At 70.1% G+C, this 26,417-nt stretch carries 22 protein-coding genes; 15 read left to right on the top strand and 7 right to left on the bottom strand.

What is annotated here, in order from left to right:
- Positions 1–141: 141 nt before the first annotated feature.
- Positions 142–1,299: a D-alanine--D-alanine ligase family protein gene (locus OG714_RS16170; protein WP_406121655.1), complete on the top strand. Its 1,158-nt coding sequence runs from the start codon at positions 142–144 to the stop codon at positions 1,297–1,299.
- 28 nt (positions 1,300–1,327) lie between these two features.
- On the opposite strand, the gene OG714_RS16165 is transcribed toward OG714_RS16170, so the two are convergent.
- Entirely contained in the window at positions 1,328–1,819 is a 492-nt protein-coding gene (locus tag OG714_RS16165; RefSeq protein ID WP_406121653.1) for a DUF3515 domain-containing protein, read from the bottom strand.
- Positions 1,820–1,839: 20 nt separating this feature from the next.
- Entirely contained in the window at positions 1,840–2,073 is a 234-nt protein-coding gene (locus OG714_RS16160; protein ID WP_019068732.1) for an Lrp/AsnC family transcriptional regulator, read from the bottom strand.
- Between the two features lie 191 nt (positions 2,074–2,264).
- Here OG714_RS16160 and OG714_RS16155 point away from each other — a divergent pair, with 191 nt between their 5' ends.
- On the top strand, positions 2,265–3,230 hold the full coding sequence (locus OG714_RS16155) for a thiamine-phosphate kinase (RefSeq protein ID WP_019058663.1): 966 nt from the start codon (positions 2,265–2,267) through the stop codon (positions 3,228–3,230).
- A complete protein-coding gene (gene thiD / locus OG714_RS16150) occupies positions 3,227–4,018 on the top strand; it encodes a bifunctional hydroxymethylpyrimidine kinase/phosphomethylpyrimidine kinase (RefSeq protein WP_406121651.1) in 792 nt (263 codons plus the stop codon). The genes OG714_RS16155 and thiD overlap by 4 nt, the downstream gene beginning before the upstream one ends.
- 115 nt (positions 4,019–4,133) lie before the next feature.
- Here the strand turns inward: thiD and rpmB are convergent, their stop codons facing one another.
- On the bottom strand, positions 4,134–4,319 hold the full coding sequence (gene rpmB, locus OG714_RS16145) for a 50S ribosomal protein L28 (RefSeq protein WP_003973430.1): 186 nt from the start codon (positions 4,317–4,319) through the stop codon (positions 4,134–4,136).
- A gap of 260 nt (positions 4,320–4,579) precedes the next feature.
- On the opposite strand from rpmB, the gene OG714_RS16140 reads away from it, so the two are divergent.
- Complete coding sequence (locus OG714_RS16140; RefSeq protein WP_406131839.1) at positions 4,580–6,298, top strand: DAK2 domain-containing protein; 1,719 nt, start codon at positions 4,580–4,582, stop codon at positions 6,296–6,298.
- Positions 6,299–6,311: 13 nt separating this feature from the next.
- Here the strand turns inward: OG714_RS16140 and OG714_RS16135 are convergent, their stop codons facing one another.
- Together OG714_RS16135 and OG714_RS16130 are read right to left on the bottom strand one after the other, a co-directional pair.
- Complete coding sequence (locus OG714_RS16135) at positions 6,312–9,257, bottom strand: tetratricopeptide repeat protein (RefSeq protein WP_406121649.1); 2,946 nt, start codon at positions 9,255–9,257, stop codon at positions 6,312–6,314.
- The gene (locus tag OG714_RS16130; protein WP_406121648.1) at positions 9,257–11,083 is read right to left on the bottom strand and encodes an HSP90 family protein; all 1,827 of its coding nucleotides are present in this window, start codon (positions 11,081–11,083) and stop codon (positions 9,257–9,259) included. Before OG714_RS16130 ends, OG714_RS16135 begins: the two co-directional genes overlap by 1 nt.
- Before the next feature lie 168 nt (positions 11,084–11,251).
- On the opposite strand from OG714_RS16130, the gene OG714_RS16125 reads away from it, so the two are divergent.
- The 8 genes from OG714_RS16125 (at position 11,252) to mutM (ending at position 19,625) form a co-directional block, all read left to right on the top strand.
- A complete protein-coding gene (locus tag OG714_RS16125; protein WP_406121646.1) occupies positions 11,252–14,479 on the top strand; it encodes a helicase-related protein in 3,228 nt (1,075 codons plus the stop codon).
- 42 nt (positions 14,480–14,521) lie between these two features.
- Positions 14,522–15,145, top strand: coding sequence for a 16S rRNA (guanine(966)-N(2))-methyltransferase RsmD (gene rsmD / locus OG714_RS16120; protein WP_406121644.1), 624 nt, complete (start codon positions 14,522–14,524; stop codon positions 15,143–15,145).
- Complete coding sequence (coaD, locus tag OG714_RS16115) at positions 15,142–15,651, top strand: pantetheine-phosphate adenylyltransferase (protein ID WP_019058670.1); 510 nt, start codon at positions 15,142–15,144, stop codon at positions 15,649–15,651. Before rsmD ends, coaD begins: the two co-directional genes overlap by 4 nt.
- A 99-nt stretch (positions 15,652–15,750) precedes the next feature.
- Positions 15,751–16,842, top strand: coding sequence for an ATP synthase F0 subunit B (locus OG714_RS16110; RefSeq protein WP_406121642.1), 1,092 nt, complete (start codon positions 15,751–15,753; stop codon positions 16,840–16,842).
- A gap of 155 nt (positions 16,843–16,997) precedes the next feature.
- Positions 16,998–17,651 (top strand): YceD family protein, encoded by a 654-nt coding sequence (locus OG714_RS16105; RefSeq protein WP_406121640.1) that lies wholly within the window; start codon positions 16,998–17,000, stop codon positions 17,649–17,651.
- Between the two features lie 2 nt (positions 17,652–17,653).
- Positions 17,654–17,827, top strand: coding sequence for a 50S ribosomal protein L32 (rpmF, locus tag OG714_RS16100; protein WP_015657589.1), 174 nt, complete (start codon positions 17,654–17,656; stop codon positions 17,825–17,827).
- Between the two features lie 19 nt (positions 17,828–17,846).
- Positions 17,847–18,692 carry a ribonuclease III gene (gene rnc, locus OG714_RS16095; RefSeq protein WP_406121639.1) on the top strand — a complete coding sequence of 282 codons (846 nt, stop codon included), beginning with the start codon at positions 17,847–17,849 and terminating at the stop codon, positions 18,690–18,692.
- Between the two features lie 78 nt (positions 18,693–18,770).
- On the top strand, positions 18,771–19,625 hold the full coding sequence (mutM, locus tag OG714_RS16090; RefSeq protein ID WP_406121638.1) for a bifunctional DNA-formamidopyrimidine glycosylase/DNA-(apurinic or apyrimidinic site) lyase: 855 nt from the start codon (positions 18,771–18,773) through the stop codon (positions 19,623–19,625).
- Positions 19,626–19,657: 32 nt separating this feature from the next.
- Here the strand turns inward: mutM and OG714_RS16085 are convergent, their stop codons facing one another.
- Together OG714_RS16085 and OG714_RS16080 are read right to left on the bottom strand one after the other, a co-directional pair.
- Positions 19,658–20,059 (bottom strand): winged helix-turn-helix transcriptional regulator, encoded by a 402-nt coding sequence (locus OG714_RS16085; protein ID WP_406121637.1) that lies wholly within the window; start codon positions 20,057–20,059, stop codon positions 19,658–19,660.
- A 108-nt stretch (positions 20,060–20,167) separates the two neighbouring features.
- A complete protein-coding gene (locus OG714_RS16080) occupies positions 20,168–21,433 on the bottom strand; it encodes a CAP domain-containing protein (RefSeq protein ID WP_406121635.1) in 1,266 nt (421 codons plus the stop codon).
- A gap of 155 nt (positions 21,434–21,588) precedes the next feature.
- On the opposite strand from OG714_RS16080, the gene OG714_RS16075 reads away from it, so the two are divergent.
- The 3 genes from OG714_RS16075 to smc all read left to right on the top strand — a co-directional run bounded on the left by OG714_RS16075 (position 21,589) and on the right by smc (position 26,288).
- Positions 21,589–21,870: an acylphosphatase gene (locus tag OG714_RS16075; RefSeq protein WP_406121634.1), complete on the top strand. Its 282-nt coding sequence runs from the start codon at positions 21,589–21,591 to the stop codon at positions 21,868–21,870.
- A 393-nt stretch (positions 21,871–22,263) separates the two neighbouring features.
- Positions 22,264–22,464, top strand: a complete 201-nt coding sequence (locus OG714_RS16070) for a hypothetical protein (protein WP_033282668.1) — start codon at positions 22,264–22,266, stop codon at positions 22,462–22,464.
- Positions 22,465–22,682: 218 nt separating this feature from the next.
- A complete protein-coding gene (gene smc / locus OG714_RS16065) occupies positions 22,683–26,288 on the top strand; it encodes a chromosome segregation protein SMC (protein ID WP_406121631.1) in 3,606 nt (1,201 codons plus the stop codon).
- The last annotated feature ends 129 nt before the right edge of the window (positions 26,289–26,417 follow it).

Genomic DNA, 26,417 nt, shown 5'->3' with positions numbered 1-26,417 from the left:
CGCTGGGTGTCGTTGTGCGGCTGCCGCGCCGTAGTGGCTTGTCGCGCAGTTCCCCGCGCCCCTTCCGGGGCGCTTATCGAACCGCCGCTCGTCAACGGGACGCTGACTCGAAGCACTACCACCGGGTACTCTCATCGCGATATGAGCACCGAGAACCTCTCCCAGAACCCTGAGCAGCCGCCTCGCAAGCCGCGTGTGGCCGTCGTGTTCGGCGGTCGCAGCTCCGAACACGGGATCTCCGTGGTCACCGCCGGCGCCGTCCTCGCGGCCATCGACCGGACCAAGTACGACGTCCTGCCGATCGGTATCACCCGCGAAGGCCGCTGGGCCCTCACCGCCGACGCCCCGGAGCGGATGGCGATCACCGACCGCCGTACGCCCGACGTCGACGAGCTCGCCGAGTCGAGCGAGGGTGGCGTGGTGCTCCCGCTCGACCCCGGAAACCGTGAAGTCGTCGTCAGCGAACCGGGATCCGTGCCGAAGGCCCTCGGTGAGGTCGACGTCGTCTTCCCCGTCCTGCACGGCCCCTACGGCGAGGACGGCACCCTTCAGGGACTCCTGGAGCTGTCCGGTGTGCCGTACGTGGGCGCCGGTGTGCTCGCCTCGGCCGTCGGCCAGGACAAGGAGTACATGAAGCGGGTGTTCACCTCGTTCGGCCTCAAGGTCGGCCCCTACGTGGTGATCCGGCCCCGTGAGTGGGAGCGGGACGAGTCCGCCGCGCGCAAGAAGATCATCGACTTCGCGGGCGAGCACGGCTGGCCGCTGTTCGTGAAGCCCGCGCGCGCGGGGTCGTCGATCGGCATCACCAAGGTCGACGAACTGGCCGGTCTCGACGAGGCGATCGAGGAGGCGCAGCGGCACGACCCGAAGATCCTCGTGGAGGCCGCGCTGCGCGGCCGCGAGATCGAGTGCGGGGTCCTGGAGTTCGAGGACGGGCCGCGTGCGAGCGTGCCGGCCGAGATTCCGCCGCCCCAGGAGCACGCGTACTACGACTTCGAGGCGAAGTACATCGACTCGACGCCCGGGATCGTGCCCGCCCCGCTGACGCCGGAGGAGACCGCCGAGGTCCAGCGGCTCGCGGTGGACGCCTTCGACGCGGCCTCCTGCGAGGGGCTCGTGCGGGCGGACTTCTTCCTTACCGAAGACGGCGAGTTCGTCATCAACGAGATCAACACGATGCCCGGGTTCACGCCGATCTCGATGTACCCGAAGATGTGGGAGGCCAGCGGCGTGCCCTACGGCGAGCTGGTGGACCTCCTGGTGCAGGCGGCGCTGCGCCGGTCGACCGGACTTCGCTGATCAGCTCGGTCAGCTCGGTCAGGTCGAGCTAGTCGGCGATCCCTGCGGGGATCGCCTTCTTCACGGACTTCGCGAGGTCGACCAGGGGCGCCATGCCGTCCCCGGTGCGGTCCTTCGGGATGGTCACCTCTACGTACGCTTTCCGGAGCGTCGTGGTGAAGCGGAACGAGCCGTCGTCCTCCTTCTGGAGGAGCCAGCCGACGCCGTTCACCTCGACGCCGTCGGCCTCCGGGTCGTTCATCTTGGCGGGTCTGACGACACCGCAGCGCAGTATGATCGCCGGGTTCCCCCAGCCCGCGGTCAGCGCGGACGCGGGCTCGGGATCCCGGCGGCCCTGGTCGTCGACCTTCGACGGCAGCATCTTGTCCAGGTTCCGGCACAGCCCGGTGACCTTCGCGCCCGGCGAGGGAACCGCCGCCGACACGCTGTCGTCTGCTGAGGAGCAGCCCGCGACGGTGATCAGCGCGGCGAGCACGGACAGCCCGATGACAGAACGGTGCCGGTGACGGAGAGAGTTCACCGGCCAAGGGTAGACGGGGGCTACAGATGCACCACCGGGCAGGTCAGGGTGCGGGTGATGCCGTCCACTTGCTGGACCTTGGCGACCACCATGCGGCCGAGATCGTCGACCGTGTCGGCCTGGGCGCGCACGATCACGTCGTACGGTCCTGTCACGTCCTCGGCCTGGATCACTCCAGGAATCTTGCTGATCGTGTCGGCGACGGTCGACGCCTTGCCGACCTCCGTCTGGATCAGGATGTACGCCTGTACCACGGAACCTCCAGGGCGGCCACGAGGATCATGTGGGGAAAAGGAACGCCACGGTATCGCGTCGCCGCTCGCCACGGGGAGACCCGCGGCCGTGCCAGGACGTGGGCACGACTGAAGTCGACGGTCACCTCGACCGTACCGAGCACACCGACGGCTCGCGACCGGGCGCTGCCGTCACGAGAAGAGGACGAACGATGAAGGGCACCGTCGGTGAGTTGGGGGAGTTCGGGCTCATCAGGGAGCTCACTTCCCGGCTCACCACCACCCCCGCGGTCCGGGTCGGCCCCGGCGACGACGCCGCGGTCGTCGCCGCGCCCGACCGCAGGGTCGTGGCGAGCACCGACATACTGCTGGAGGGCCGCCACTTCCGCCGCGACTGGTCCACCGCCTACGACGTCGGACGCAAGGCCGCCGCGCAGAACCTCGCGGACATCGCCGCGATGGGCGCCGTACCGACCGCGTTGCTCCTCGGTCTGGTCGTGCCGGCCGAACTCCCGGTCACCTGGCCCATGGAGCTGATGGACGGCCTGCGCGACGAATGCCAGGTCGCGGGCGCTTCGGTGGTCGGCGGCGATGTCGTACGAGGCGACACGATCATGGTGTCGATCACCGCGCTCGGCGATCTGCGCGGCCGCGAGCCGGTGACCCGGGGCGGCGCGCAGCCCGGTGACGTGGTCGCCGTGACGGGGTGGCTGGGCTGGTCCGCGGCCGGGTTCGCGGTGCTGTCGCGAGGCTTCCGTTCGCCGCGCGCGTTCGTGGAGGCGCACCGGCGCCCCGAGCCGCCGTATCACGCGGGTCCGGCGGCGGCCGGGCTCGGGGCGACCTCGATGTGCGACGTCAGCGACGGGCTGATCGCCGACCTCGGGCACATCGCGGAGGCCAGCAAGGTTCGCATCGACATCCGGTCCGGCGCGATCGACGTCCCGACGCAGATGAACGACATCGGGCAGGCCGTCGGCGTCGACCCCATCCAGTGGGTGCTCACCGGGGGAGAGGACCACGCGATCGTGGCGACCTTCGCGCCGGACGTGAAGTTGCCGGCCCGCTGGAAGGTGATCGGCGAGGTGCTCAACCCCTCCGCGCTGCCCCAGGTGACGGTCGACGGGGCGCCGTGGACCAGCAAGGGCGGCTGGGACCACTTCGGGGACATCGAGTCGTGAAGCCCCTCGTACTGACGGTGGCCGGCTCCGACTCCGGTGGCGGGGCCGGAATCCAGGCCGACTTGAAGACCATGCTCGCGCTCGGCGTGCACGGCATGAGCGTCGTCACGGCGGTCACCGCGCAGAACTCCCTCGGGGTGCAAGGGGCTTGGGAACTTCCGGCGGAGGCGGTGCGCGCCCAGTACCGGAGCGTCGTCGACGACATCGGCGTACAGGCCGTGAAGACCGGGATGCTCGCGTCGGCCGAACTCGTCGAGACGGTTGCGGAGTTGATCGGCGGCACGGACGTTCCTACGGTCGTCGACCCGGTGGGCATCTCGAAGCACGGGGACTCGCTGCTGGCGGACTCCGCGCTGGACGCCGTACGGACGAAGCTGCTGCCGGTGGCGACGGTCGCGACGCCGAATCTCGACGAGGTGGCGCAACTCACCGGCGTGCGGGTCGACTCGGAGGGGCAGTTGCGGGAGGCCGCGGCGGCCGTGCTGTCGTACGGGCCGCGTTGGGTGTTGATCAAGGGTGGTCATCTGCCGGGTGACGCCGTGGATCTGCTCACCGACGGTTCCGAGGAGCACTGGCTGCGCGCGCCCCGGCACGACAACCGGCACACCCACGGGACCGGCTGCACGCTCGCCTCGGCGATCGCCTCTCAGCTCGCCAAGGGGCAGTCGGTGCCGGAGGCGGTGGCAGTGGCGAAGGATTACGTCACCGGGGCGATCGCGGCGGGGTTCGCGCTGGGTGGGGGGATCGGGCCGGTGGATCACGGGTGGGCGCTACGGCGTGAAGCCTGACGAGAGGGTTTCCTGACGTGCGCTTCTTTTAAGAAGGCACGGCAAAAAGCCGGCCCACACGAGGTGGACCGGCTCGATGCAGCGAACCAGCAGTGGCCGCGCGCTCAGCAGTGCGTCAGCGCGAGACCTTGCCGGCCTTGATGCACGAGGTGCAAGCGTTCACGCGCTTCGGCGTCCCACTGACCACGGTACGGACGCGCTGGATGTTCGGGTTCCAGCGACGGGACGTACGGCGGTGCGAGTGCGAGATGTTGTTGCCGAAGCCCGGCCCCTTGCCGCAGACGTCGCAGTTGGCAGCCACGGGTCACTCCAAAGACTTCAGATGCACAGATGCACTTACGGATGATCCCGGCATGCCGGGATCGAGATCGTAGGATCTGGAAGTGGCGCTGCCAGGGAGGGATGGCCCGATCGGGATCGGGCAACCGGAGCAGCATACAACGACCGCGCCAGTACAACGAAACTACCATGCCTGGTCGGGGGCCCGCTCCGGCCCTCCTCGGGCCCGGGCCGTTCCGGGGTCTACGCTGCGTGCCAGTCCAGCAGCTCAAGGAGGCGCAGGTGCCGCAGGTGCCGCAGACATTCTTCGATGCTCTCGCGGTGCGCACCTGGTGCGGTCTCGCGCTGCGGGCGCTGGGGCGTGCGCGCGAGGAGATCGACGCGATCAACGTGTACCCGGTGGCCGACGGGGACACCGGCACCAACCTGTACCTGACCATGGAGTCCGCCGCCGCCGCGGTCGAGGCGGTGTTCGACGGACACGGCACCCTGACCGAGCAGAAACCGCCGCTGGCCGACGCCGCCCGCGCGATGGCCCACGGGGCGCTCATAGGGGCGCGCGGCAACTCCGGGACGATCCTCGCGCAGCTGCTCCGGGGCATGGCCCAGGTCCTCGCCGCCGACGGTGAGACGGCTCACACGGACGGGGAGGGCCTACGGCTCGCCCTGCGCCGTGCGGCCGACTCCGCCCGGCACGCGGTGGCCCACCCCGTCGAGGGCACCGTCCTCTCCGTCGCCTCGGCCGCGGCGGACGCGGCCGACGACACCCAGGGCGACTGCGGGACCGTCGCACGGGCCGCCTACGAGCGAGCGTGCGCGGCGCTGGCCGCGACCCCCGGGCAACTGGCCGTCCTGGAGCGCGCGGGAGTCGTCGACGCGGGCGGGCGGGGGCTGGTGGCGGTGCTGGCCGCGCTGGTGGAGACGTTCACGGGGGAGGTGCCGGTCTTCACGGCCCTGGAGACGCACGCACGCGTGGCCGCCGACGAGACGCACACACGCGTGGAGGATGTTTTCGCTTCCCACGCTTCCGATGCCTCCGACGCTTCTGGTGCTCCCGAAGGCACCCCGTGCGAGGGCGGCCCCGCCTTCGAGGTGATCTACCTCCTGGAGGCCGACGACTCCGCCGTGACGCGGCTGCGGGAGCGGCTCGACGCCCTCGGCGACTCGCTCGTCGTGGTCGGCGGCGACGGCCTGTGGAACGTCCACGTGCACGTCGACGACGCGGGCGCCGCTGTGGAAGCGGGCGTCGAGGCCGGACGGCCGTACCGGATCCGGATCACCCACTTCGGGCTCGGTGACGTGCACACCACTGGTGCCGAACGGCCGCCCAGGGAGCGTGCGCAGCGGGCCGTCGTCGCCGTGGTGCCGGGGGAGGGGCTGGCAGGGCTCTACGGGGAGGCCGGTGCGACCACCGTGCTCGCACGCCCCGGGGAGCCGCCCGCCAGCGGGGAGTTGGTCGCGGCCCTGCGGCGGGCACACGCGCGTGAGGTCGTGCTGCTGCCCAACGACGCGGACCTGCGCCACACCGCCGCCGCTGCCGCCGAGCAGGCCCGCGCCGAGGGCATCCGGGTCGCGCTGATCCCGACGCGCTCCGCGGTGCAGGGGATCGCCGCGCTCGCCGTGCACGAGCCGGAGCGGCGCTTCGACGAGGACGTCGTCTCGATGACCTCGGCGGCGGGCGCGACCCGCTACGCCGAGGTCGCCGTCGCCGAACGCCAGTCCTGGACCATGGCCGGCATCTGCCAGGCCGGGGACGTCCTGGGGCTCGTCGACGGCGATGTGGCGGTGATCGGCGCCGATGTCACGGCCACCGCCCGGGCCGTCCTCGACCGCATGCTCGCGGCCGGCGGTGAACTCGTCACGCTCGTCCTCGGCGACGAGGCACCCGTGAGCGTCGCCGACATCCTGGAGATCCACGTCCGGGAGTCGTACCTCGCCGTCGACACGGTGGTGTACCGGGGCGGCCGACAGGGTGCCCTGCTGCTCATCGGCGTGGAGTAGGCGTCAACCTCCCCTACTTCTCGGTCTGTTCCTCCATCAACTGGAGGAGCTGCTCGGCCTCGGCACGACGGGCCCGTACCGTCTCGTCGCCGTCGTCGGCACCTTCGTAGGCCTTCAGTACGCCACGCGCGCGTGCCGCCGCGTCGGTTGGGCGACTGAGGTCGGCCTCCAGCCAGCCCGCGGCGAGTTCGGCGCCGGTGCGGGTGTGCACCGCGCCCTCCCCGAGGGCGGCGAACACGGTGACCGCCTCCGCGGTCTGCGTCAGGGCGTCCTCGAACGCGGCCTGGATCGCGGTGTCCTCGGCCTCCTCGGCGACGGACCGGGCCAGCAGCTCGCCGAACTGCCGGTGCGTGTGGGCGAGTTCGCCGGTGAGCCGCTGCCGTGCCTCCTGGTCGTCCGTCACGAGGAGCGCGGCCTCGCACTCCTCGATCGCGCCCGCCATCAACTCCCGCGCGCGGTCCAGGCCCCGGTCCGCGCGCAACGCCAGCCACGCGCGGGCGCGCAGCGAGCGGACGAGTCCGTGCACGTTGCCCAGGGACCGCCACAGGTCGCCCGCGCGCTCGTACGCCTGGTCCGCCTCGGTGGGAAGCTCCGCGTGGCCCAGCGACTCGGCGGCGAGGTGGGCGAGGGTCGCGTGGTCGTTCTGCTCGGGCCAGTGCCGGGCGATCTCGGCCGCCTGCAACCGCCGTTCGGCCGCCGCGCGGTGCTCGCCCAGCTCGCTCAGACAGTCACCGAGCCACCACTGCGTCTGGACGATCGCGCCGTCGCCGTGCGTCTCGACGGTCAGGTCGGGCAGCGCCGACTCCAGCACCTCGGCGGCCTCGGCCCAGCGGCCCTGGCGCAGCAGGAAGCCGCCGAGCTGGTGCCGTGCCCAGGCGCCCAGCGTCGGGCCCTCGCCGGCCTCGTCGGACCAGTGCGCTGCCTCCAGGGCGTGCTCAGCGGCCTCCTCGGACCGTCCCCGGCCGCCGAGCACCTCGGCGAGCTGGAGATGCAGCTGAGCCCGTCCAGGGGCCTCCAGATACGGCCCACCGTGCTCCAGGGCCGCCCGCAGCGCCCGCTCCGCCTCCGTGACGTCGCCGAGGTGATGGGCGAGCCCGGCCAGCCGCGCCTCGTACTCCACCGCGAACCACGGCAGCCCCGCGACCACGAACGCCGTCGACGCCTTCGCGAACAGCCGGACAGCCGTCTCCACATCCCCGTCCCGCACCGCGAGTTCGGCCAGCATCGCCTGCCCCTCGGCACCCCGCGCGGCCAGCCGCACATCGGCCACGTCACCCGGAAGGGGCTGCCCCTCGACGAGGGCCAGCACTTCCCGTACGGCGGCTTCGGCGGCGGCCAGGTCCCCGCTGCCGGGGGTGTGGTCGGGGGACTCCCCGTGCACCCTCCGCATCAGGATGCGGGCGCGGCTCATCAGCACGGCCGCCGTCTGCCGTACGCCCGTGCCGTCCTCGGCGTACAGGGCGAGCACCCCGTCGTACGGTTCGGCGATCGCCGTGAGGGCCTCGTCCAGCTCGCCCGTGAGAGCGCGTACGTACGCTCCACGCGCGCGTGCCGCCCACGCCTCCCCGGGGTCGCCCGCCTCGGCGAACAGCTGGGCCGCGCGCTCGAAGAGGGCGATGCCCTCGGGGCCCTGGTCCATCGCCTGGTGGTCGGCGATCTCGGCGCGGTCGCGGGCGGACAGCTCGACACCCTCGGCGGCCCGGGAGACCGCCAACCAGGCCTCCACGGCGTGCGGTTGGAGGGTGTCCGACAGGCGCCGCGCCTCCGTGAGGAGTTCGGCGAGGTCCTTCGCCGGGGTCTTCTCCGGGACCGACGCGCTCGTCACGGGTGCCGCGACCGGCCGGCCCGCCGAACGCACTCCCAGGGGGAGCCGTTCCACCAGCGGCCGCTGGTCCATGCGCGTGCGTGCCTGGTCGCCGATGTGGGTCGTGCCGTTGCGCTCGTCGAAGCGGGCGGCCAGGGAGAGGGTCTCCACGCGTGCGTGGGCGGCGAGTTCGCGTGCCGTCCAGGTGCGGTCAGCCGGCCCCGGAACCTGTTGGTCGCCGAGTCCCAGCTCGGTCAGGCGGTCCATCAGCAGGGCCACCACGGACAGGAAGTCCAGCCCGCTGCGCGGGTTCCCGGAGTCCGTGAAGTACGCCGGACGCTCCGCGAGCAGCTCCAGACCGCGCGCCTCGTTGCCGCTCAGCGCGCAGAACTCCACATGGTCCGCGTAGGCGCCCCGCATGCTCTCCATGGGCCGTACGAGACGGAAGCCCCGCAGGTGATGGGCGCGCGCCTCGTCGGCCCGCCCCAGGCGCAGCAGCGGGGCCAGGGAGGACGCGAGGACGGTGTGCGGCTCGTGGGCGCAGGTGAACTCGCCCTCCAGGACCGGCTCCCACAGGGCGAGGGCCTCGGCGTCCTGCTCCCGCTGCACCTGCCACTCGCCCTGGCTGTGCAGCTCGCACGCGTGGCAGTCGGCCATGGTGTCGCGGTCGGCGGCCAGCCACGCGGCGTACGCCCGCTCGGCCCGCGCCAGGTCCCCGACGTGCGAGGCGACGCTGAACTCGGCGCTGCGGACGGCCCGTTCGGAGTGTCCGGCCAGCCGGTAGCGGTGCTCCATCTCGCCGAGCCACTTCTCGATCGAGGCGAGCGGGATGTGCGGCTGGCCGAGCATGCCGGACGACATCCACTTGAAGACCCAGTGCAGGGAGTGGACCTCGTACTCGTCGAAGTCCTCGGGCCGCTCGTCCCACATGCGCAGCAGGCGCGCGAAGGGGACGAACATCTTGTCCTTCTCGGAGCTGTAGTTGTAGACCTTCAGCTGGTGCCCGAGCGCCTCGATCACCGCGAGGGGGATGTCCAACTTCTCGGCCTCGGCGAGCAGTTGCTCCGCGCGCGCGTTGCGGGCCGGTCCCTCCGGCTCCTCGGAGTTCTCCGCCATCGCCCGGCGCAGCGCGTCGAAGTCCGTGATCCCTGCCATCAGTGGTCACCCTCCCCGTGTGTGGCCCACTCCAGGAGGCCGATGAACGCCCGGTTCAGCAGTGCCGAATCGGCGGGGCGCAGTGGTCGCTGCGCCATCAGGAGTGCCTGCCCGTAGAGCGACTCCGTGGCCGTCCCGATCAGGTCCCGGTCCCGCAGCGAACTGATCCGCCGGATCAGCGGGTTGAGGTGGTTGAGCACGAGACGCGCGCGTGGAGCACTGCCCCGCAGCGAGCCCAGGATGCCCGCCCACAGGTCGTCGGCCTGCTCCTCGGCCTCCGCGCGGGCCTGCTCGTGCCGGGCGGAGCGGTCGTCCAGGTGCAGCGCGGGCACCGACAGCGGATGGAAGGCCCGCAGGACGACATCGCAGCCCAGGGGGTCCAGCTTGGCCCGCGCGGCGGCGAGGAAGTCCGCCAGGGCCAGCTCCTCGGCCGGGTCGACCGAGTCCAGGTGCGCGGTCACGGTGTCCGAGTCCAGCTCGGCGACCACCGTCCCCGGACGCACCGACGGCAGCGCCTCGACCAGCTCGCCGTCGTAGGTGTAACCGCCGTTGATCACCCCGATGCCCTGCGCGGACGCGATCGGCGCGACCTGTCGGTACTCCTCGACGGTCCGCGTGAAGTGCACCACCGGGTGGCGCTGCGCGAACTCCTCCAGGGACACCCGTCCGTCGGTCGTCTCGAACGGGAGCCACGGCAGCATCGTGCGCAGCATCTCCTTGTCGTGCCGCGCCAGGGACTTCACCCCCAGGTGGTGCACCGACAGGAACGCGGCCAGCCGCTCCGGATCACCCGCCGCGAGCCCGGTCAGCCAGGCCCGGATCCGCTCCCCGAGCGCCTCCCGTACGGCGGCCAGCGTCTCGTCCTCGTACAGCGACTCGCGCGAGGCCGTGGGCCGCAGACTGTCCGTGTCCAGCACACAGCGCACGAAGAACGCCCAGTCGGGCAGCAGCTGTTCGGCCCGCTCGGTCAGCAACATGCCCTTGAGATGCACCCGGTGACTCGCCCGCTGCGCCGGACTCACGGCGCCGGGAAGGACGTAGGCCACCCCCCGGATCCCCGCGAGCGGCACCGACAGGTCGATCGAGTCCAACGGCGTGAACCCGAACAGCTCGTGACAGTGCCGGGCCAGCGCCACCCGCCGGGTGCTGGGACTCGGGTACGACCGGTCCCAGGGCGCGGGCAGATCGGTGATCGCCTCACCGTCCACGCGCACGTCGTACGGGAGCAGCGCCCCGAAGTCCCGCGCCAGTGCGAGGACCCGCTCCTTGGTGAGCCACTCGCCGGCGCCCGCGCGCGCCACGAGGTGCACGGTGGTGCCCGGTTCGGGGCGTTCGCTGTCGGGGAGGGTCCGCACGGTGTACGAGCCGTCGTCGGTCGCCGTCCACTCCACGGGTGGCGCGTCGGGCGTACGGGCGCTGCGGCTGACGACCCGGATCCGCTCGGCGACCACGAAACAGGCGAGCAGTCCGATGCCGAACTGCCCGAGGAAGTCGGAACGGGCCTCCTGGAGCCCGTCGGCGCGCTTGGAGCTACGGCCGATGGTCGCCAGGAGGTTGTGCACGTCCGCCTCGGTGAGCCCGACGCCGGAGTCCTCGACGCGCAGGGTGCCCCCGTCGGCGAACAGCCGCACCAGGGCAGGGGAGTCGGGCTGCTCGGCCCGGCGGGCGGTGATCGCGTCCACCGCGTTCTGCAGCAGCTCGCGCAGATAGACCTTGGGGCTCGAGTAGAGGTGATGGGAGAGCAGGTCCACCAGACCGCGCAGGTCGACCTGGAACGTGTGAGGTGACTGGGATGCCTGGGATGACTGTGAGGTCTGGGAGTCCATCGTCGCAGCGCCGAGGTGGGGGAAGTGCGAACGGCGCGAGGGTCGGGCGGTCCCTGTGAGGCGGTGACCGCGGGGGATGGCCGGAGCGCGCCATCCTAGGCCGCGAACGACCCACCTGACCAGGACTTTCGCAAGACGTATACGGCATTGTCAGTGACGTGGTGTGCAATGGATCTCGTGCCCGCACTGGAAGAACCACTGAAAAAGGTGCTCGGCCCCGCCACCGCGAAGGTGATGGCCGAGCATCTCGGCCTGCACACAGTGGGCGACCTCCTGCACCACTACCCGCGCCGGTACGAGGAGCGGGGCCAGCTCACGCACCTCGCCGAGCTGCCGATGGACGAGCACGTCACCGTGGTCGCCCAGGTCGCCGACGCCCGGCTGCACACCTTCGCGTCCAGCAAGGCCCCCCGGGGCAAGGGCCAGCGTCTCGAAGTCACGATCACGGACGGCAGCGGCCGGCTCCAACTCGTCTTCTTCGGCTCGGGAGTTCACAAACCCCACAAGGAACTGCTGCCGGGCACGCGCGCGATGTTCGCCGGCAAGGTCTCCGTCTTCAACCGCCGCCTGCAACTCGCCCACCCGGCATACGAGTTGCTGAAGGGCGAGGCCGAGGAAGCGGTCGAGACCTGGGCGGGCACCCTGATCCCCATCTACCCCGCCACCGCCAAACTGGAGTCCTGGAAGATCGGCAAGGCGCTCCAAACCGCACTGCCCAGCGCCCAGGAAGCCGTCGACCCCCTCCCGGACTCCCTCCGCGAGGGCCGCGGCCTGGTCTCCCTCCCGGAAGCCCTCCTCAAGATCCACCGCCCCCACACCAAGGCGGACATCGCCGCAGCCCGCGACCGCCTCAAGTGGGACGAGGCCTTCGTCCTCCAGGTCGCCCTCGCCCGCCGCCGCCACGCGGACGCCCAACTCCCCGCCGTAGCCCGCAAGCCGTCCCCCGACGGCCTCCTCACCGCCTTCGACGACCGGCTTCCGTTCACGCTCACGGACGGGCAGGTGAAGGTGTCCAAGGAGATCTTCGACGACTTGGCGACGGAGCATCCGATGCATCGGCTGTTGCAGGGGGAGGTGGGGTCGGGGAAGGCTCAGCCGCTCGACTCGCTCGTGCTCACACCCACGGGGTTCTGCCGTATGGGCGATCTGAAGGCGGGGGACGAGGTTGTAGTGCCGGACGGGGAGATCGCGCTGATCGATGGGGTCTTCCCCCAGGGAGAGCGCGAGGTCTGGCGCCTGGTTCTTTCCGACGGCAGCCACGTGGAGTGCGACGACGAGCATCTTTGGATCGTCGGCACGAGCTGCGGGTGGCACGGAGGTCAGGTTCCCAAGGTCATGACGACTCGGGAGATCCGTCTGGACACGTTCAAGGCCAACGGATCCTCGAAGTGGTATCTCCCGACAGCTGCCCCGGTCGATCTCGGAGGCGACTGCGGACTGCCTCTCGATCCTTACCTCTTCGGTCTCCTTCTGGGAGACGGCTCTTTTCGGCACAACCTGCGGTTTTCCACGATGGACGACGAGATCCGTGACGCCGTGGCGACAGCTGTGGCCCCGGAGTGCCAAGTGGTTCCGGTGAAGGGCTCCCGTTGTGACTTCACCATTCAGCTCGCCCACCGGGCCGGAGGCGTCCGCAACCCCGTGATTCAGACCCTGCGTGGGTTGAATCTCTGGGGTGTCACATCGCACGGCAAATCCGTTCCCGACGAGTTCAAGAACGCATCGATCAAGAACCGCCTCGCTCTGCTGCAAGGGCTGATGGACACGGACGGGACCGTCAGCGCAGACGGCTTCAGCGTCTCGTTCTGTTCTGCCTCGCTCGTATTGGCGAACGACGTTGCCTGGCTGGTGCGTTCACTCGGCGGTCGAGCGCGTGTCCTGCAGAAGAAGGCATCCTTCAACGTCTCCGTGGCACTGCCCGATGACTACGCACCGTTCAGGCTCGCCCGCAAGGCCGAACGCGTGAGGACCAGGCCGAAAGACAACACGTTCCGCCGCGGAATCCGAGCAGTGGAGTATGTCGGGCGCAAGCCTGTCCAGTGCATCAGCGTCGCGCACCCGAGCCACGCCTACGTCACCGACAACTTCACCGTGACCCACAACACCATGGTCGCCCTCCGCGCCATGCTCGCCGTGGTCGACGCAGGCGGGCAGGCCGCGATGCTCGCGCCCACCGAAGTGCTCGCGCAGCAGCATCACCGGTCGATCACCGAGATGATGGGGGAGTTGGCCGAGGGCGGGATGCTGGGCGGGGCCGAGCGGGCCACCAAGGTCACCTTGCTCACCGGCTCGATGGGGACGGCCGGGCGGCGTCAGGCCCTCCTGGACCTCGTCACCGGTGAGGCCGGGATCGTGATCGGTACGCACGCGTTGATCGAGGACAAGGTCCAGTTCCACGACCTGGGCCTGGTCGTGGTCGACGAACAGCACCGCTTCGGCGTGGAGCAGCGCGACGCCCTGCGCGGCAAGGGCAAGCAACCCCCGCACCTCCTCGTCATGACCGCCACCCCCATCCCGCGCACGGTCGCCATGACGGTCTTCGGCGACCTGGAGACCTCGGTCCTCGACCAGCTCCCGGCGGGCCGCTCACCCATCGCCAGCCATGTCGTCCCCGCCGCCGACAAACCCCACTTCCTGGCCCGCGCCTGGGAGCGCGTCCGCGAGGAGGTCTCCAACGGCCATCAGGCGTACGTCGTCTGCCCACGCATCGGTGACGAGGACGACGACCCCAAGAAGGCCGGCAAGGGTAAGAAGAAGTCCCCGGAGGACGAGGCCGAGAAGCGCCCACCGCTCGCGGTCCTCGACATCGCCGCCCAGCTCGCGAAGGGCCCGCTCCAGGGGCTGAGGATCGAGGTGCTGCACGGCCGTATGCACCCCGACGACAAGGACGCCGTGATGCGCCGTTTCGCCGCCGGGGACACGGACGTCCTGGTCGCCACGACGGTCATCGAGGTCGGCGTCAACGTGCCCAATGCCACAGCGATGGTGATCATGGACGCCGACCGCTTCGGCGTCTCCCAGCTCCACCAGCTGCGCGGCCGAGTGGGCCGCGGCTCGGCGGCCGGCCTCTGTCTCCTGGTCAGCGAGATGCCCGAGGCCAGCCCGGCCCGCCAACGCCTCAACGCCGTCGCCTCCACCCTCGACGGCTTCGAACTCTCCCGCATCGACCTCGAACAGCGCCGAGAGGGCGATGTGTTGGGGCAGGCCCAGTCCGGTGCCCGCACTTCCCTGCGGGTCCTGTCGGTCATCGAGGACGAGGAGGTCATCGCGGAGGCGAGGGAGGAGGCGACGAGTGTCGTGGCAGCCGATCCGGAACTCACGCGGCTTCCCGGCTTGAGGACTGCCCTGGACGCCCTCTTGGACGAGGAGAGGGAGCAGTACTTGGATAAGGGCTAGCGGTGACCCCCAGGGGCGCGGGGAACTGCGCGACCAGCCACAATGAAACCTGAAGCCGCCCACCACCAAGGACCCCAGATGACCCGCGTGATCGCCGGCGAAGCCGGCGGACGTCGACTCGCCGTGCCGGCAGGCACCGGCACCCGCCCCACCTCCGACCGCGCACGCGAGGGCCTCTTCTCCACCTGGCAGTCCCTCCTCGGCGCCCCCCTGAACGGCGAACGAGTCCTCGACCTGTACGCCGGTTCGGGCGCCATCGGCCTCGAAGCTCTCTCCCGCGGCGCGAGCCACACCCTCCTTGTCGAGGCCGACCCGAAGGCCGCCCGCGTCATCAGGGAGAACGTCAAGAACATCGGCCTCCCCGGCGCCGAGGTCAGGGCGGGCAAAGCGGAGCAGATCGCCCAGACGCCGGCGCCGGCTGACCCGTACGACATCGTCTTCCTCGACCCGCCGTACGTTGTCGCAGATCACGATCTTCGGGAGATTCTGCTCACACTCCGGTCCGGGGGCTGGCTCGCGCCGGACGCGCTCGTCACCGTGGAGCGCAGCACCAGAGGCGGCGAATTCGGGTGGCCGGACGGATTCGACGCGATCCGGGCCCGTCGCTACGGCGAGGGGACCTTTTGGTACGGTCGCGCCGCCTCTACGTGCGAAGACGCACGATGACCGGACCGGAGAGCGAGGGAACTCAGTTGCGCCGCGCCGTTTGTCCGGGGTCGTTCGACCCCATCACCAATGGACACCTCGACATCATCGCCCGTGCCTCCCGGCTGTACGACGTCGTGCACGTCGTCGTGATGATCAACCAGTCGAAGAAGGGCATGTTCACCGTCGACGAGCGGATCGAGCTGATCCGCGAGGTCACCGCGGAGTTCGGGAACATCCAGGTCGAGGCCTACCACGGCCTGCTCGTCGACTTCTGCAAGCAGCGCGACATCCCGGCCATCGTCAAGGGCCTGCGCGCGGTCAGCGACTTCGACTACGAACTCCAGATGGCCCAGATGAACAACGGTTTGTCGGGCGTCGAAACCCTGTTCATCCCGACCAGCCCCACCTACAGCTTCCTGTCGTCCTCGCTGGTCAAGGAGGTCGCGCAGTGGGGTGGTGACATCTCCCACCTGGTGCCGGGCGTGGTCCTGGAAGCGCTCACGGAGCGGCTCGGCAAGGCCTGAGGGACTGACAGTGCGTCACCCGGTGTCGGGCGGGGCGGGAGTGGTCGTACAGTCGACCCGTCCGTCTCCAACACGTCGGTAGAGAGTGGCGAGCACACGGTGGACGTGCAGAAGAAGCTCGACGAGATCGTCGCCTCGGTCTCCAGCGCCCGTTCCATGCCCATGTCGGCCTCGTGCGTGGTCAACCGCGCCGAGCTGCTCACGCTGCTCGAAGAGGTGCGTGCGGCCCTGCCCGACTCGCTGGCGGAGGCGCAGGAGCTGATCGGCGGCCGGCACGAGATGGTCGAGCAGGCCCGCCAGGAGGCGGAGCGGATCATCCAGACCGCGCACGCCGAGCGCGGCTCGCTGATCTCCGACACCGAGGTCGCCCGCCGCTCGCAGAACGAGGCGGACCGCATCCTCGCCGAGGCCCGCCAGGAGGCCGAGGAGGTCCGCGCGGAGGCCGACGACTACGTCGACTCCAAGCTCGCCAACTTCGAGGTCGTCCTCACCAAGACCCTCGGCTCGGTCGGGCGGGGCCGCGAGAAGCTGCTCGGCACCGGCCCCGGCATCGACGACCAGGGCTACGAGGACGAGGACGCCCCCGAGCGCAGCCACGACCCGGAGACCCTGCGCCGCGACGCCGACGCGTACGTGGACGTCAAGCTCGGCGCCTTCGAGGCGGTTCTCGCCAAGACCCTGGAGGCCGTAGGGAAGGGCCGGCAGAAGCTGCACGGGCGGATCGCCAGCGACGATCTCGGGGCGCTCGCCCTGGACGACGACGGCAACCAGGTCCAGCACACCAGCGACGCCGACTACCTCGCCGACCTCGCGACCGTCACGGACACCCCGGTCTCGGCCACCCCGCTCCAGCCCGAGCAGCAGGACTACGCCCCGCAGGCGGCCTACGACTACCAGCAGACCGCCCAGCAGCAGGACCCGTACGGCTACCAGCAGCAGGGTTACGCCCAGCCCCAGCAGCAGGACCCGTACGGGTACCAGCAGGCCGACCCCTACGCCTATCAGGGCTACGACACCGGCCAGCAGCCCGTGTACGACCCGAACCAGATGCAGCAGGCCCAGCTCGACCAGCAGCAGAACCAGCAGGCCCAGGCTCAGCAGGGCTACGCGCTCGACGAGACCAGCCTCTTCGACACCGGCATGATCAGCGCGGAGCAGCTGCGGGCGTACGAGCAGGGTCGCGGCCTGTAGCGATCCGGGCCGGTGGCCGAGAGCGCACACCGGATTGGGCCGAGAGCGAAAGGTCCAGTATCCTGGCTCTTCGGTCGCGTGTACGTCCGCGATCAACGCTGCCCGGAAGCACCGAAGGGCAGCGTCCTCTTGAGCTAGCAGACCGAAAGACAGGGATGGCTCTGAACGCCCGCCTCGACCACCGCAACCCACTCGTGTTCGACACTCACGAGCTGGGTCGGCGTCCTGGTGCGCTGCAGCGCCTGAACCGTTCGATCGACGCTCCCAAGGATCTCGGGATCCAGGGAGTCATCGGAGTGCCGGAAGGCGCCCCGGTGGAGCTCGACCTCCGCCTTGAGTCGGTCATGGAAGGGGTGCTTGTCACAGGCACCGCCCGTGCACTGGCCAAGGGGGAGTGCGTAAGGTGTCTGGAGCCGCTTGAGCTGTCGCTCGAAGCGGACTTCCAGGAGATGTTCTCGTACCCTGACGCCGACGACCGTGGCCGTGTGAAAGCGGAACCGGTCGACGACGCCGAGGAAGACGAGGACAGGCTCTTCATCGAGGACGGCCTGTTCGACCTCGAACCCGTGCTGCGCGATGCGGTGGTGCTCGCACTGCCGATGCAGCCGGTGTGCCAGGACGACTGTCTGGGCCTGTGCTCCGAGTGCGGAGTGCGGCTCACGGACGACCCGGACCACCACCACGACGCCGTCGACATCCGTTGGGCGGCACTGCAGGGACTCGCCGGTTCACTCGAAGACGGCGAGAAGGACGAGATCAGTGGCGAGGCGCCCCGACCGGCGCGCGCCAACGAGAAGCAGGAGAAGTAGCCGTGGCTGTTCCGAAGCGGAAGATGTCGCGCAGCAACACGCGCCACCGCCGGTCGCAGTGGAAGGCTGCGGTCACCCCTCTGGTTGCGTGCGAGCGCTGCCACGAGCCCAAGCAGCAGCACATCGCGTGCCCTTCTTGCGGCACGTACAACAAGCGCCAGGTCCTCGAGGTCTGAGCGGCTGGTGAGAGGCACCATGTCTGACGTCAAGGCGGACTCAGTCGCCAAGAAGCACGCGGACACGGCCTCGTCCCACACGCTGTTGGAAGGGCGGCTCGGGTATCACCTCGAGTCCGCCCTTCTGGTGCGTGCGCTGACCCACCGTTCGTACGCGTACGAGAACGGCGGTCTGCCGACGAACGAGCGGCTGGAGTTCCTCGGGGACTCCGTGCTCGGCCTCGTCGTCACGGACACGCTGTACACCACCCACCCCGACCTGCCCGAAGGCCAACTGGCCAAGCTGCGGGCCGCGGTGGTCAATTCTCGTGCGTTGGCGGAGGTCGGTCGCGGTCTGGAACTCGGCTCCTTCATCCGGCTCGGCCGCGGTGAAGAGGGCACGGGGGGCCGGGACAAGGCGTCCATCCTCGCCGACACCCTGGAAGCGGTGATCGGCGCGGTCTATCTCGACCAGGGCCTCGACGCGGCCTCCGAACTGGTACACCGCCTGTTCGACCCGCTCATCGAGAAGTCCTCGAACCTCGGTGCCGGCCTGGACTGGAAGACCAGTCTCCAGGAGCTCACCGCGACCGAGGGGCTCGGTGTCCCCGAGTACCTGGTCACGGAGACCGGCCCCGATCACGAGAAGACCTTCACTGCTGCCGCCCGCGTCGGAGGCGTCTCGTACGGCACCGGCACCGGCCGCAGCAAGAAGGAGGCGGAGCAGCAGGCCGCCGAGTCCGCCTGGCGGTCCATCCGGGCCGACGCGGACGAGCGAGCCGAGAAGGCGAAGGAGGCGGCCGAACAACAGGCCACCGAAACCGCCGCCGAGGCCGCTGAGCAGCCTGCCGAGGAGAACACCGACACGTCGTCGGCCTCCGCCTGACCGAACAGCGCGACCCGAGCGCCCGTCCCCGAGTGGGGCGGGCGCTCGGCTCATTCACCCGTGACCACAGGGGATGCCATGCCCGAGTTGCCCGAGGTCGAAGTCGTCCGGCGAGGTCTGGAGCGGTGGGTCGCCCAGCGGACCGTCGCCGACGCCGAGGTGCTGCATCCGCGTGCGGTGCGGCGTCATGTCGCCGGTGCCGACGACTTCGCGCACCGGCTCAAGGGGCATCGGATCGGTACGCCGAGCAGGCGCGGCAAGTACCTGTGGCTGCCGTTGGAGGACACCGGCCAGTCGGTGCTCGCGCACCTCGGGATGAGTGGTCAACTCCTGGTCCAGCCGCACGAGTTGCCCGACGAGAAGCATCTGCGCGTACGGGTGCGGTTCGCCGACGGCCTTGACACGGAGCTGCGTTTCGTCGACCAACGCACCTTCGGTGGGCTGTCGTTGCACGACAACACCCCGGACGGTTTGCCGGACGTCATCGCGCACATCGCGCGTGACCCCCTTGACCCGTTGTTCGACGACGAGTTGTTCCACCAGGCCCTGCGCCGCAAGCGGACGACCATCAAACGGGCCCTGCTCGACCAGTCGTTGATCAGCGGAGTCGGCAACATCTATGCGGACGAGGCCCTTTGGCGGGCCCGCGTCCACTACGAACGCCCGACCGCGACCTTCACCCGCCCGCGCACCGCCGAACTCCTGGGCCACGCACGGGATGTGATGAACGCGGCCCTCTCCGTGGGCGGCACCAGCTTCGACAGCCTGTACGTCAACGTGAACGGGGAGTCGGGCTACTTCGACCGCTCGCTCGACGCGTACGGCCGCGAGGGTCTGCCGTGCCGTCGCTGCGGTACGCCGATGAGCCGGCGGGCGTGGATGAACCGGTCCAGCTACTTCTGCCCGAAGTGCCAGCGGGCGCCGAAGGGTTAGCGGGCACCGCGGGTCCAGAAGCCGCTGACGGTCTAGAGGCCCCCGCGCGACTCGTCGTAGCGCGTGCGGGCCGTGAGGACGTCGTCCATGCGGGACTCCACGAAGTCGACCAGTCCCATGAGGCGTTCGGCGATGCCGCGGCCCAGGGGGGTCAACTCGTAGTCCACGCGCGGTGGGTTGGTCGGCTGGGCCTCGCGGTGGACCAGGCCGTCGCGCTCCAGGGCGTGCAGGGTCTGCGAGAGCATCTTCTCGCTCACGCCGTCGACGCGGCGCCGCAGTTCGTTGAAGCGCAGCGAGCCCTCGTGCAGCGCGCACAGGGTGAGGCCGCCCCAGCGGCCCGTGACGTGCTCCAGGGTGCCTCGGGAGGGGCAGGCCTTCGCGAAGACGCTGTACGGGAAGCTCTGCTCCTCCGTACGCTCCTGGGTCGTGTCCATTTCTTCAGCGTACGCGAACGCAGCGCTAACCAAAAGGGAGCACTAACCAGTGGTTAGCGCTCCCTGTGGGAGTCCTGCGGTGTCGGACAGGTGTCTTACGGCTTCGGACTAGTACCCGAAGTCCTGCGTCCACCAGGGGCCGCCGGTGCCGAAGTGCACACCGACACCCAGGGTCTTGAAGTCGCAGTTCAGGATGTTGGCCTTGTGGCCGGGGCTGTTCATCCAGGCGTCCATGACCGCGGCCGCGTCGGCCTGGCCGCGGGCGATGTTCTCGCCGCCGAGGTTGGTGATGCCGAGCTTCTCCGCCCGGTCCCAGGGGGTGGCCCCGCTGGGGTCGGTGTGGTCGAAGAAGTCCTGGTCGGCCATCTGCTGGCTGAAGTTCTCGGCCAGGGTGGTCAGCGAGCTGTTGGCGGCCACCGGGCTGCAGCCGACGATCGCGCGCTGTTCGTTGACGAGCTTGAGGACCGCGGCCTCGGCGGCGGCCTCCGCGGAGACCGTCACCGGTGTGTCGGCGGACTGCGTAGGCGCCGGAGTGGGCTTCGCCGAAGGAGTCGAGGTCGTCGGCTCCTCGGTCGGGGTGGCCGCCGGCTTCTTCGCCGGGGCCTTCGTGGCGGGCGCGGTGGCGGACTTGGTCGGAGCCGCCGACGGGGAGGCCGCGCGGTTCGCGTCGCGGCTCGTGGACGAGCCGTCGTCGCGGGACTCCGCGCTGCCGGAGGTGCCGCCCTGCTCGGTCGCGGAGTTGGACGGCGAACCGGCCGCCTGCACCTTGTCCGAGCCGCCACCGCCGCCGAGCTTGTAGTTCTCCAGCCCCGGCATCGCACCCGCGGCGACCGCCACGGTGCCGATGGCGACCGCGGCGGAGACACCGAGCAGGCCCGCCTTGACCGGCGCGACGCTCTTGCGCTTACGACGGCGACCGCGGCCCGGGCGTGAGCCGTCGCCCCGGGAGGAGGTGGCGCCGGCCGCCTCGGGGAAGACCACGGCGTAGTCCTCCTCGGTGGCGAAGAGATAGGCCTCGCTCTTGCGGCGGGAGTCGGCCTTCAGGCGGCTCTCGGCCTTCAGCCGGGCTTCGCTCTTGGGCGGGGTCTCGTGGTGCGCGCGGCTCTCGTGGACCCGGTGGTCCGTGGGGGCCTGGTGGTTCGGGTGGGGCTGGTGGAACTCGGCGGGACCCTCCGGGTGGAGATAGGGCGCCATGCCGATGGTCGAGCCGTCGGCCGGGTTCCAGGCGAAGCGGTCGTTCCGGTCGGAGCGGTCGTTCCAGTCGTACGAGTCATGCGGGTCGTAGCCGCTCGTGTATGAGCCGTGCGTCTCTGTGACCCCCGTGGCGCGGCTCGTGGCGGCGCGGCCGGCGGCGGAGCGTCGGTGGCGTCCCATGTCCTTGCCTTTCGTCCTTGCGGTCAACTCGTCCGTGCGGTGACCCAGCTCACTCGATCGAGTGAGTTTCATATGAGATTCATTGGGGCGGACGGTACCGCATGGCGCGAGGGGAGCAAGTGCCCAGAGAGGTTTTGGCCGGTTAGGTTGCAGCCATGAGCGAGGATGTGCGGATGGTCGCCTGGGTGCGAGGGCGTGTGCAAGGTGTGGGTTTTCGGTGGTTTACCCGTGCCAAGGCCCTGGAGATCGGGGGCCTGAGTGGTTTTGCTCTCAATTTGGGCGACGGACGCGTGCAAGTGGTCGCGGAGGGCGCGCGCGAGGGCTGCGAAGGACTCCTCGACTGGCTCCAGGGGTACGACACGCCCGGGCGCGTGGATGGCGTGACCGAGATCTGGGACACACCTCGCGGCGGCTACGACGGCTTCGCGATCCGCTGAGCACAAACTGCGAAACGGTGTAAAGCGGCCCTGGCGGAAGCGGAGGGACATGCCACCGGCAGCTGCCCACAGCAGAAATTGCCTGGTGGTTGCCAAGAACGGCTCGCTCTGGCAGGCTCCGCACCTAAGGATGATCGCCATACCCAGCGAGACCCCGCAGGAGTCGCAGCGCCGCCCGGTCAGGGCCGCGTGCCCCCGGGTCGTCCGCCAATACGGGGCGTGATCGTGTTGACCGTCAAACTTTTTGGTGAGACTCTGAAAGCCCCGCGCACCTTAGCTGTTTGGCATGGAAGAACAGCAGAGCAACACTCGATTGTGTCAAGCATCGCGGGTGCGATTCCCTCACGACCCACACCGCTTCGGTCGGTCACTCAGTGTGGAGGACCATCCATCATGGCAAAGGCGCTTCTCGGTTACGTCGGCGGCTCCGACCCGCGACTCCTCGCCGAGATGCGACGGCTCCAGCAACGCGTCCAGGACCTGGAATCCGAGCTCGTTCGGATCCAGGACGAGAACGACGCGCTGACGGCTGCCGCAACTCACGATTCGCTTCTCGAGCTCGACGCACGCCAGGCGGAGCCCGCGCTCACCTGATCACTGCGACGCATCACATGACAAGCAGTGGTTGGGTGGCCTGCATCAACCGCTAAATTGTCAGAGTTTGCAAGGGACGCTTCGGCGTCCCTTCTTTCTTTCCCCCGCCTGCCTCCACCCTCTTTAACGTTTGGTGTGCCCTGCACGTTCAAGGGCGAAACCGCGGGGAACCGGACGTTCATGGAGAGAGCGAGCAGCGGAAGGTAGAGTCCAGCGGCGTGCACCTCAAGGCCCTGACCCTGCGGGGGTTCAAGTCGTTCGCCTCGGCGACCACGCTCCGGTTCGAGCCGGGGATCACCTGCGTCGTCGGTCCGAACGGCTCGGGCAAGTCCAATGTGGTGGACGCGCTCAGCTGGGTCATGGGCGAACAGGGCGCCAAGTCGCTGCGCGGCGGCAAGATGGAGGACGTCATCTTCGCCGGCACCACCGGCCGCCCCCCGCTGGGCCGCGCCGAGGTGTCCCTGACCATCGACAACTCCGACGGGGCGCTGCCCATCGAGTACGCCGAGGTCACCATCACGCGGATCATGTTCCGCAACGGCGGCAGCGAGTACCAGATCAACGGCGACACGTGTCGCCTCCTCGACATCCAGGAACTCCTCTCCGACTCCGGCATCGGCCGCGAGATGCACGTCATCGTCGGCCAGGGCCAGCTCGACTCCGTGCTCCACGCCGACCCCATGGGCCGCCGCGCCTTCATCGAGGAGGCGGCCGGCGTCCTCAAGCACCGCAAGCGCAAGGAGAAGGCGCTCCGCAAGCTGGACGCGATGCAGGCCAACCTCGCGCGCGTGCAGGACCTGACGGACGAACTCCGCCGCCAGCTCAAGCCCCTGGGCCGCCAGGCCGCCGTCGCCCGCCGCGCCGCCGTCATCCAGGCGGATCTGCGGGACGCGCGTCTGAGGCTGTTGGCCGACGATCTCGTACGACTGCGCCAGGCGCTGAACACCGAGATCGCCGACGAGGCCGCGCTGAAGGGACGCAAGGAGGCCGCCGAACTGGAGCTGCGCAAGGCGCTCCAGCGCGAGGGCCTCCTGGAGGACGAGGTACGGCAGCTCACGCCCCGCCTCCAGCGCGCCCAGCAGACCTGGTACGAGTTGTCCCAGCTGGCCGAGCGGGTGCGCGGCACGATCTCGCTGGCCGACGCGCGCGTGAAGAGCGCGACGTCGGCTCCGCCCGAGGAACGGCGGGGGCGCGACCCCGAGGACATGGAGCGCGAGGCGGCCCGGATCCGCGAACAGGAGGCGGAACTCGAAGCAGCCCTGGAGGCGGCCGAGCACGCCCTGGAGGACACGGTCGCCCACCGATCCGACCTGGAGCGGGAGTTGACGGCCGAGGAACGCCGGCTCAAGGACGTGGCCCGTTCCATCGCCGACCGCCGCGAGGGCCTCGCCCGCCTCAACGGCCAGGTCAACGCGGCCCGTTCACGCGCAGCCTCCGCCCAGGCCGAGATCGATCGCCTGGCCTCCGCCCGCGACGAGGCCCAGGAACGAGCGGTCACCGCACAGGAGGAGTACGAGACGCTCCAGGCCGAGGTCGACGGCCTGGACGCAGGCGACGCGGAACTCTCCGAGCGGCACGAGGCGGCCAGGCGCCAACTGGCCGAGGCGGAGGCCGGGTTGACGGCAGCCCGCGAGGCGTCCACGGCGGCAGAACGCAAGCGCGCCGCCACCCAGGCCCGCCACGAGGCACTCGCCCTGGGCCTGCGCCGCAAGGACGGCACAGGGATACTGCTCGGCGCCCGTGACCGCCTCACCGGAATCCTCGGCCCGGCGGCGGAACTCCTGAGCGTGACCCCGGGCCACGAAACAGCCCTCGCGGCGGCCTTCGGCGCGGCGGCGGACGCGATCGCGGTGACGACTCCGGCGTCGGCGGCGGACGCGATCCGCCTGCTTCGCAAGCAGGACGGCGGCAGGGCAGCTCTCCTGCTGGCAGGCGACGGGAACGATTCCTCTCCGGCGACCGGGGCGTCCCAGAGGGGCGCGGGGAACGGCGCGACCAGCCACGACGTGCCCGCAGACAACAGACAACCCTTCGCCGCCGATTTCGTCCGCGCCCCCTCCGACCTCATGCCCGCAGTCCGCCGCCTCCTCCACAACTACGTCGTGGTCGACACCCTCGAAGACGCCGAGCAACTCGTATACACGCACCCCGAGTTGACCGCAGTCACCGCCGAAGGAGACCTGCTCGGCGCCCACTTCGCGCACGGCGGCTCCGCAGGCGCCCCCAGCCTCCTCGAAGTCCAGGCCTCCGTGGACGAAGCCGCCGCCGAACTCGAAGAACTTGCCGTCCGCTGCGACGAGTTGGCCGCCGCCCAGCAGACCGCAGCCGAGCGCCGCAAGGAATGCACCGCGCTGGTAGAGGAGTTGGGGGAGCGGCGCCGAGCGGCAGAGCGCGAGAAGTCCGCCGTAGCGCAGCAGTTGGGGCGGCTGGCCGGGCAGGCGCGCGGGGCTGCTGGAGAAGCCGAGAGGTCGACCGCGGCGGCGGCGCGGGCGCAGGACGCGCTCGACAAGGCCGTAGAAGAGGCTGAAGTGCTGGCCGAGCGGCTGGCTGTGGCCGAGGAGATGCCGGTCGAGGAGGAGCCTGATACCTCCGTGCGGGACCGGCTCGCCGCCGATGGGGCCAATGCCCGGCAGACGGAGATGGAGGCGCGGCTTCAGGTCCGTACGCATGAGGAGCGGGTCAAGGGGCTTGCCGGGCGGGCCGATTCGCTGGATCGGGGGGCCCGGGCCGAGCGGGAGGCACGCGCGCGTGCCGAGCAGCGGCTCGCGCGGCTGCGGCATGAGGCCGGTGTGGCGGAGGCCGTCGCCTTCGGGGCTCGGCAGCTGCTCGCGCACGTCGAGGTGTCGCTGCACCGCGCCGACGAGGAGCGCACCGCCGCCGATGCCGCCAAGGCGCGCCGCGAGCAGGAGCTGGCCGCCGCCCGGAACCAGGGGCGCGACCTCAAGGGCGAGCTCGACAAGCTGACCGACTCGGTGCACCGCGGTGAGGTGCTCGGTGCCGAGAAGCGGATGCGGATCGAGCAGCTGGAGACCAAGGCGCTGGAGGAGCTGGGGGTGGAGCCGGCGGGGCTGATCGAGGAGTACGGGCCGCATCAGCTCGTGCCGCCCTCGCTCGCCGCCGAGGGTGAGGTGCTGCCCGATGATCCGGAGGATCCGCGCAACCAGCCCCGTACGTTCCACCGTGCCGAGCAGGAGAAGCGGCTCAAGTCGGCCGAACGGGCGTACCAGCAGCTCGGCAAGGTGAACCCGCTCGCGCTGGAGGAGTTCGCGGCGCTGGAGGAGCGGCACAAGTTCCTCAGTGAGCAGCTGGAGGACCTGAAGAAGACCCGCGCCGACCTGCTTCAAGTGGTGAAGGAGGTCGACGAGCGCGTCGAGCAGGTCTTCACCGAGGCCTACCGGGACACGGCCATCCAGTTCGAGGGCGTCTTCAGCCGGCTGTTCCCGGGCGGCGAGGGACGGCTGATCCTGACCGATCCCGACAACATGCTCACCACGGGTGTCGACGTCGAGGCCCGGCCGCCCGGCAAGAAGGTCAAGCGGCTCTCGCTGCTCTCCGGCGGGGAGCGGTCCCTGACCGCCGTAGCGCTGCTGGTGTCGATCTTCAAGGCTCGGCCCAGCCCGTTCTATGTGATGGACGAGGTCGAGGCGGCGCTCGACGACACCAACCTCCAGCGGCTGATCCGGATCATGCAGGAGCTGCAGGAGGCCTCGCAGCTGATCGTGATCACCCACCAGAAGCGCACGATGGAGGTCGCCGACGCGTTGTACGGCGTCTCCATGCAGGGCGACGGGGTCTCGAAGGTCATCTCACAGCGCCTTCGCTAGACCCTCACGAAGTGTTCAAGTGTTGAACGCTGGGCGATCACCTGCACCGTTGAATCTCACAAGAGACCCCCTGTTGACTTCGAAACTTGAAGGCATAGTCTCTTCAGCGTTGCTTTTACCTTCAGGTGG

Source organism: Streptomyces sp. NBC_00989, assembly GCF_045162655.1.
Classification (GTDB): Bacteria; Actinomycetota; Actinomycetes; order Streptomycetales; family Streptomycetaceae; genus Streptomyces.
Note: the sequence above shows the minus strand (reverse complement) of the source record. Positions and strands in the feature narration are given on the sequence as shown.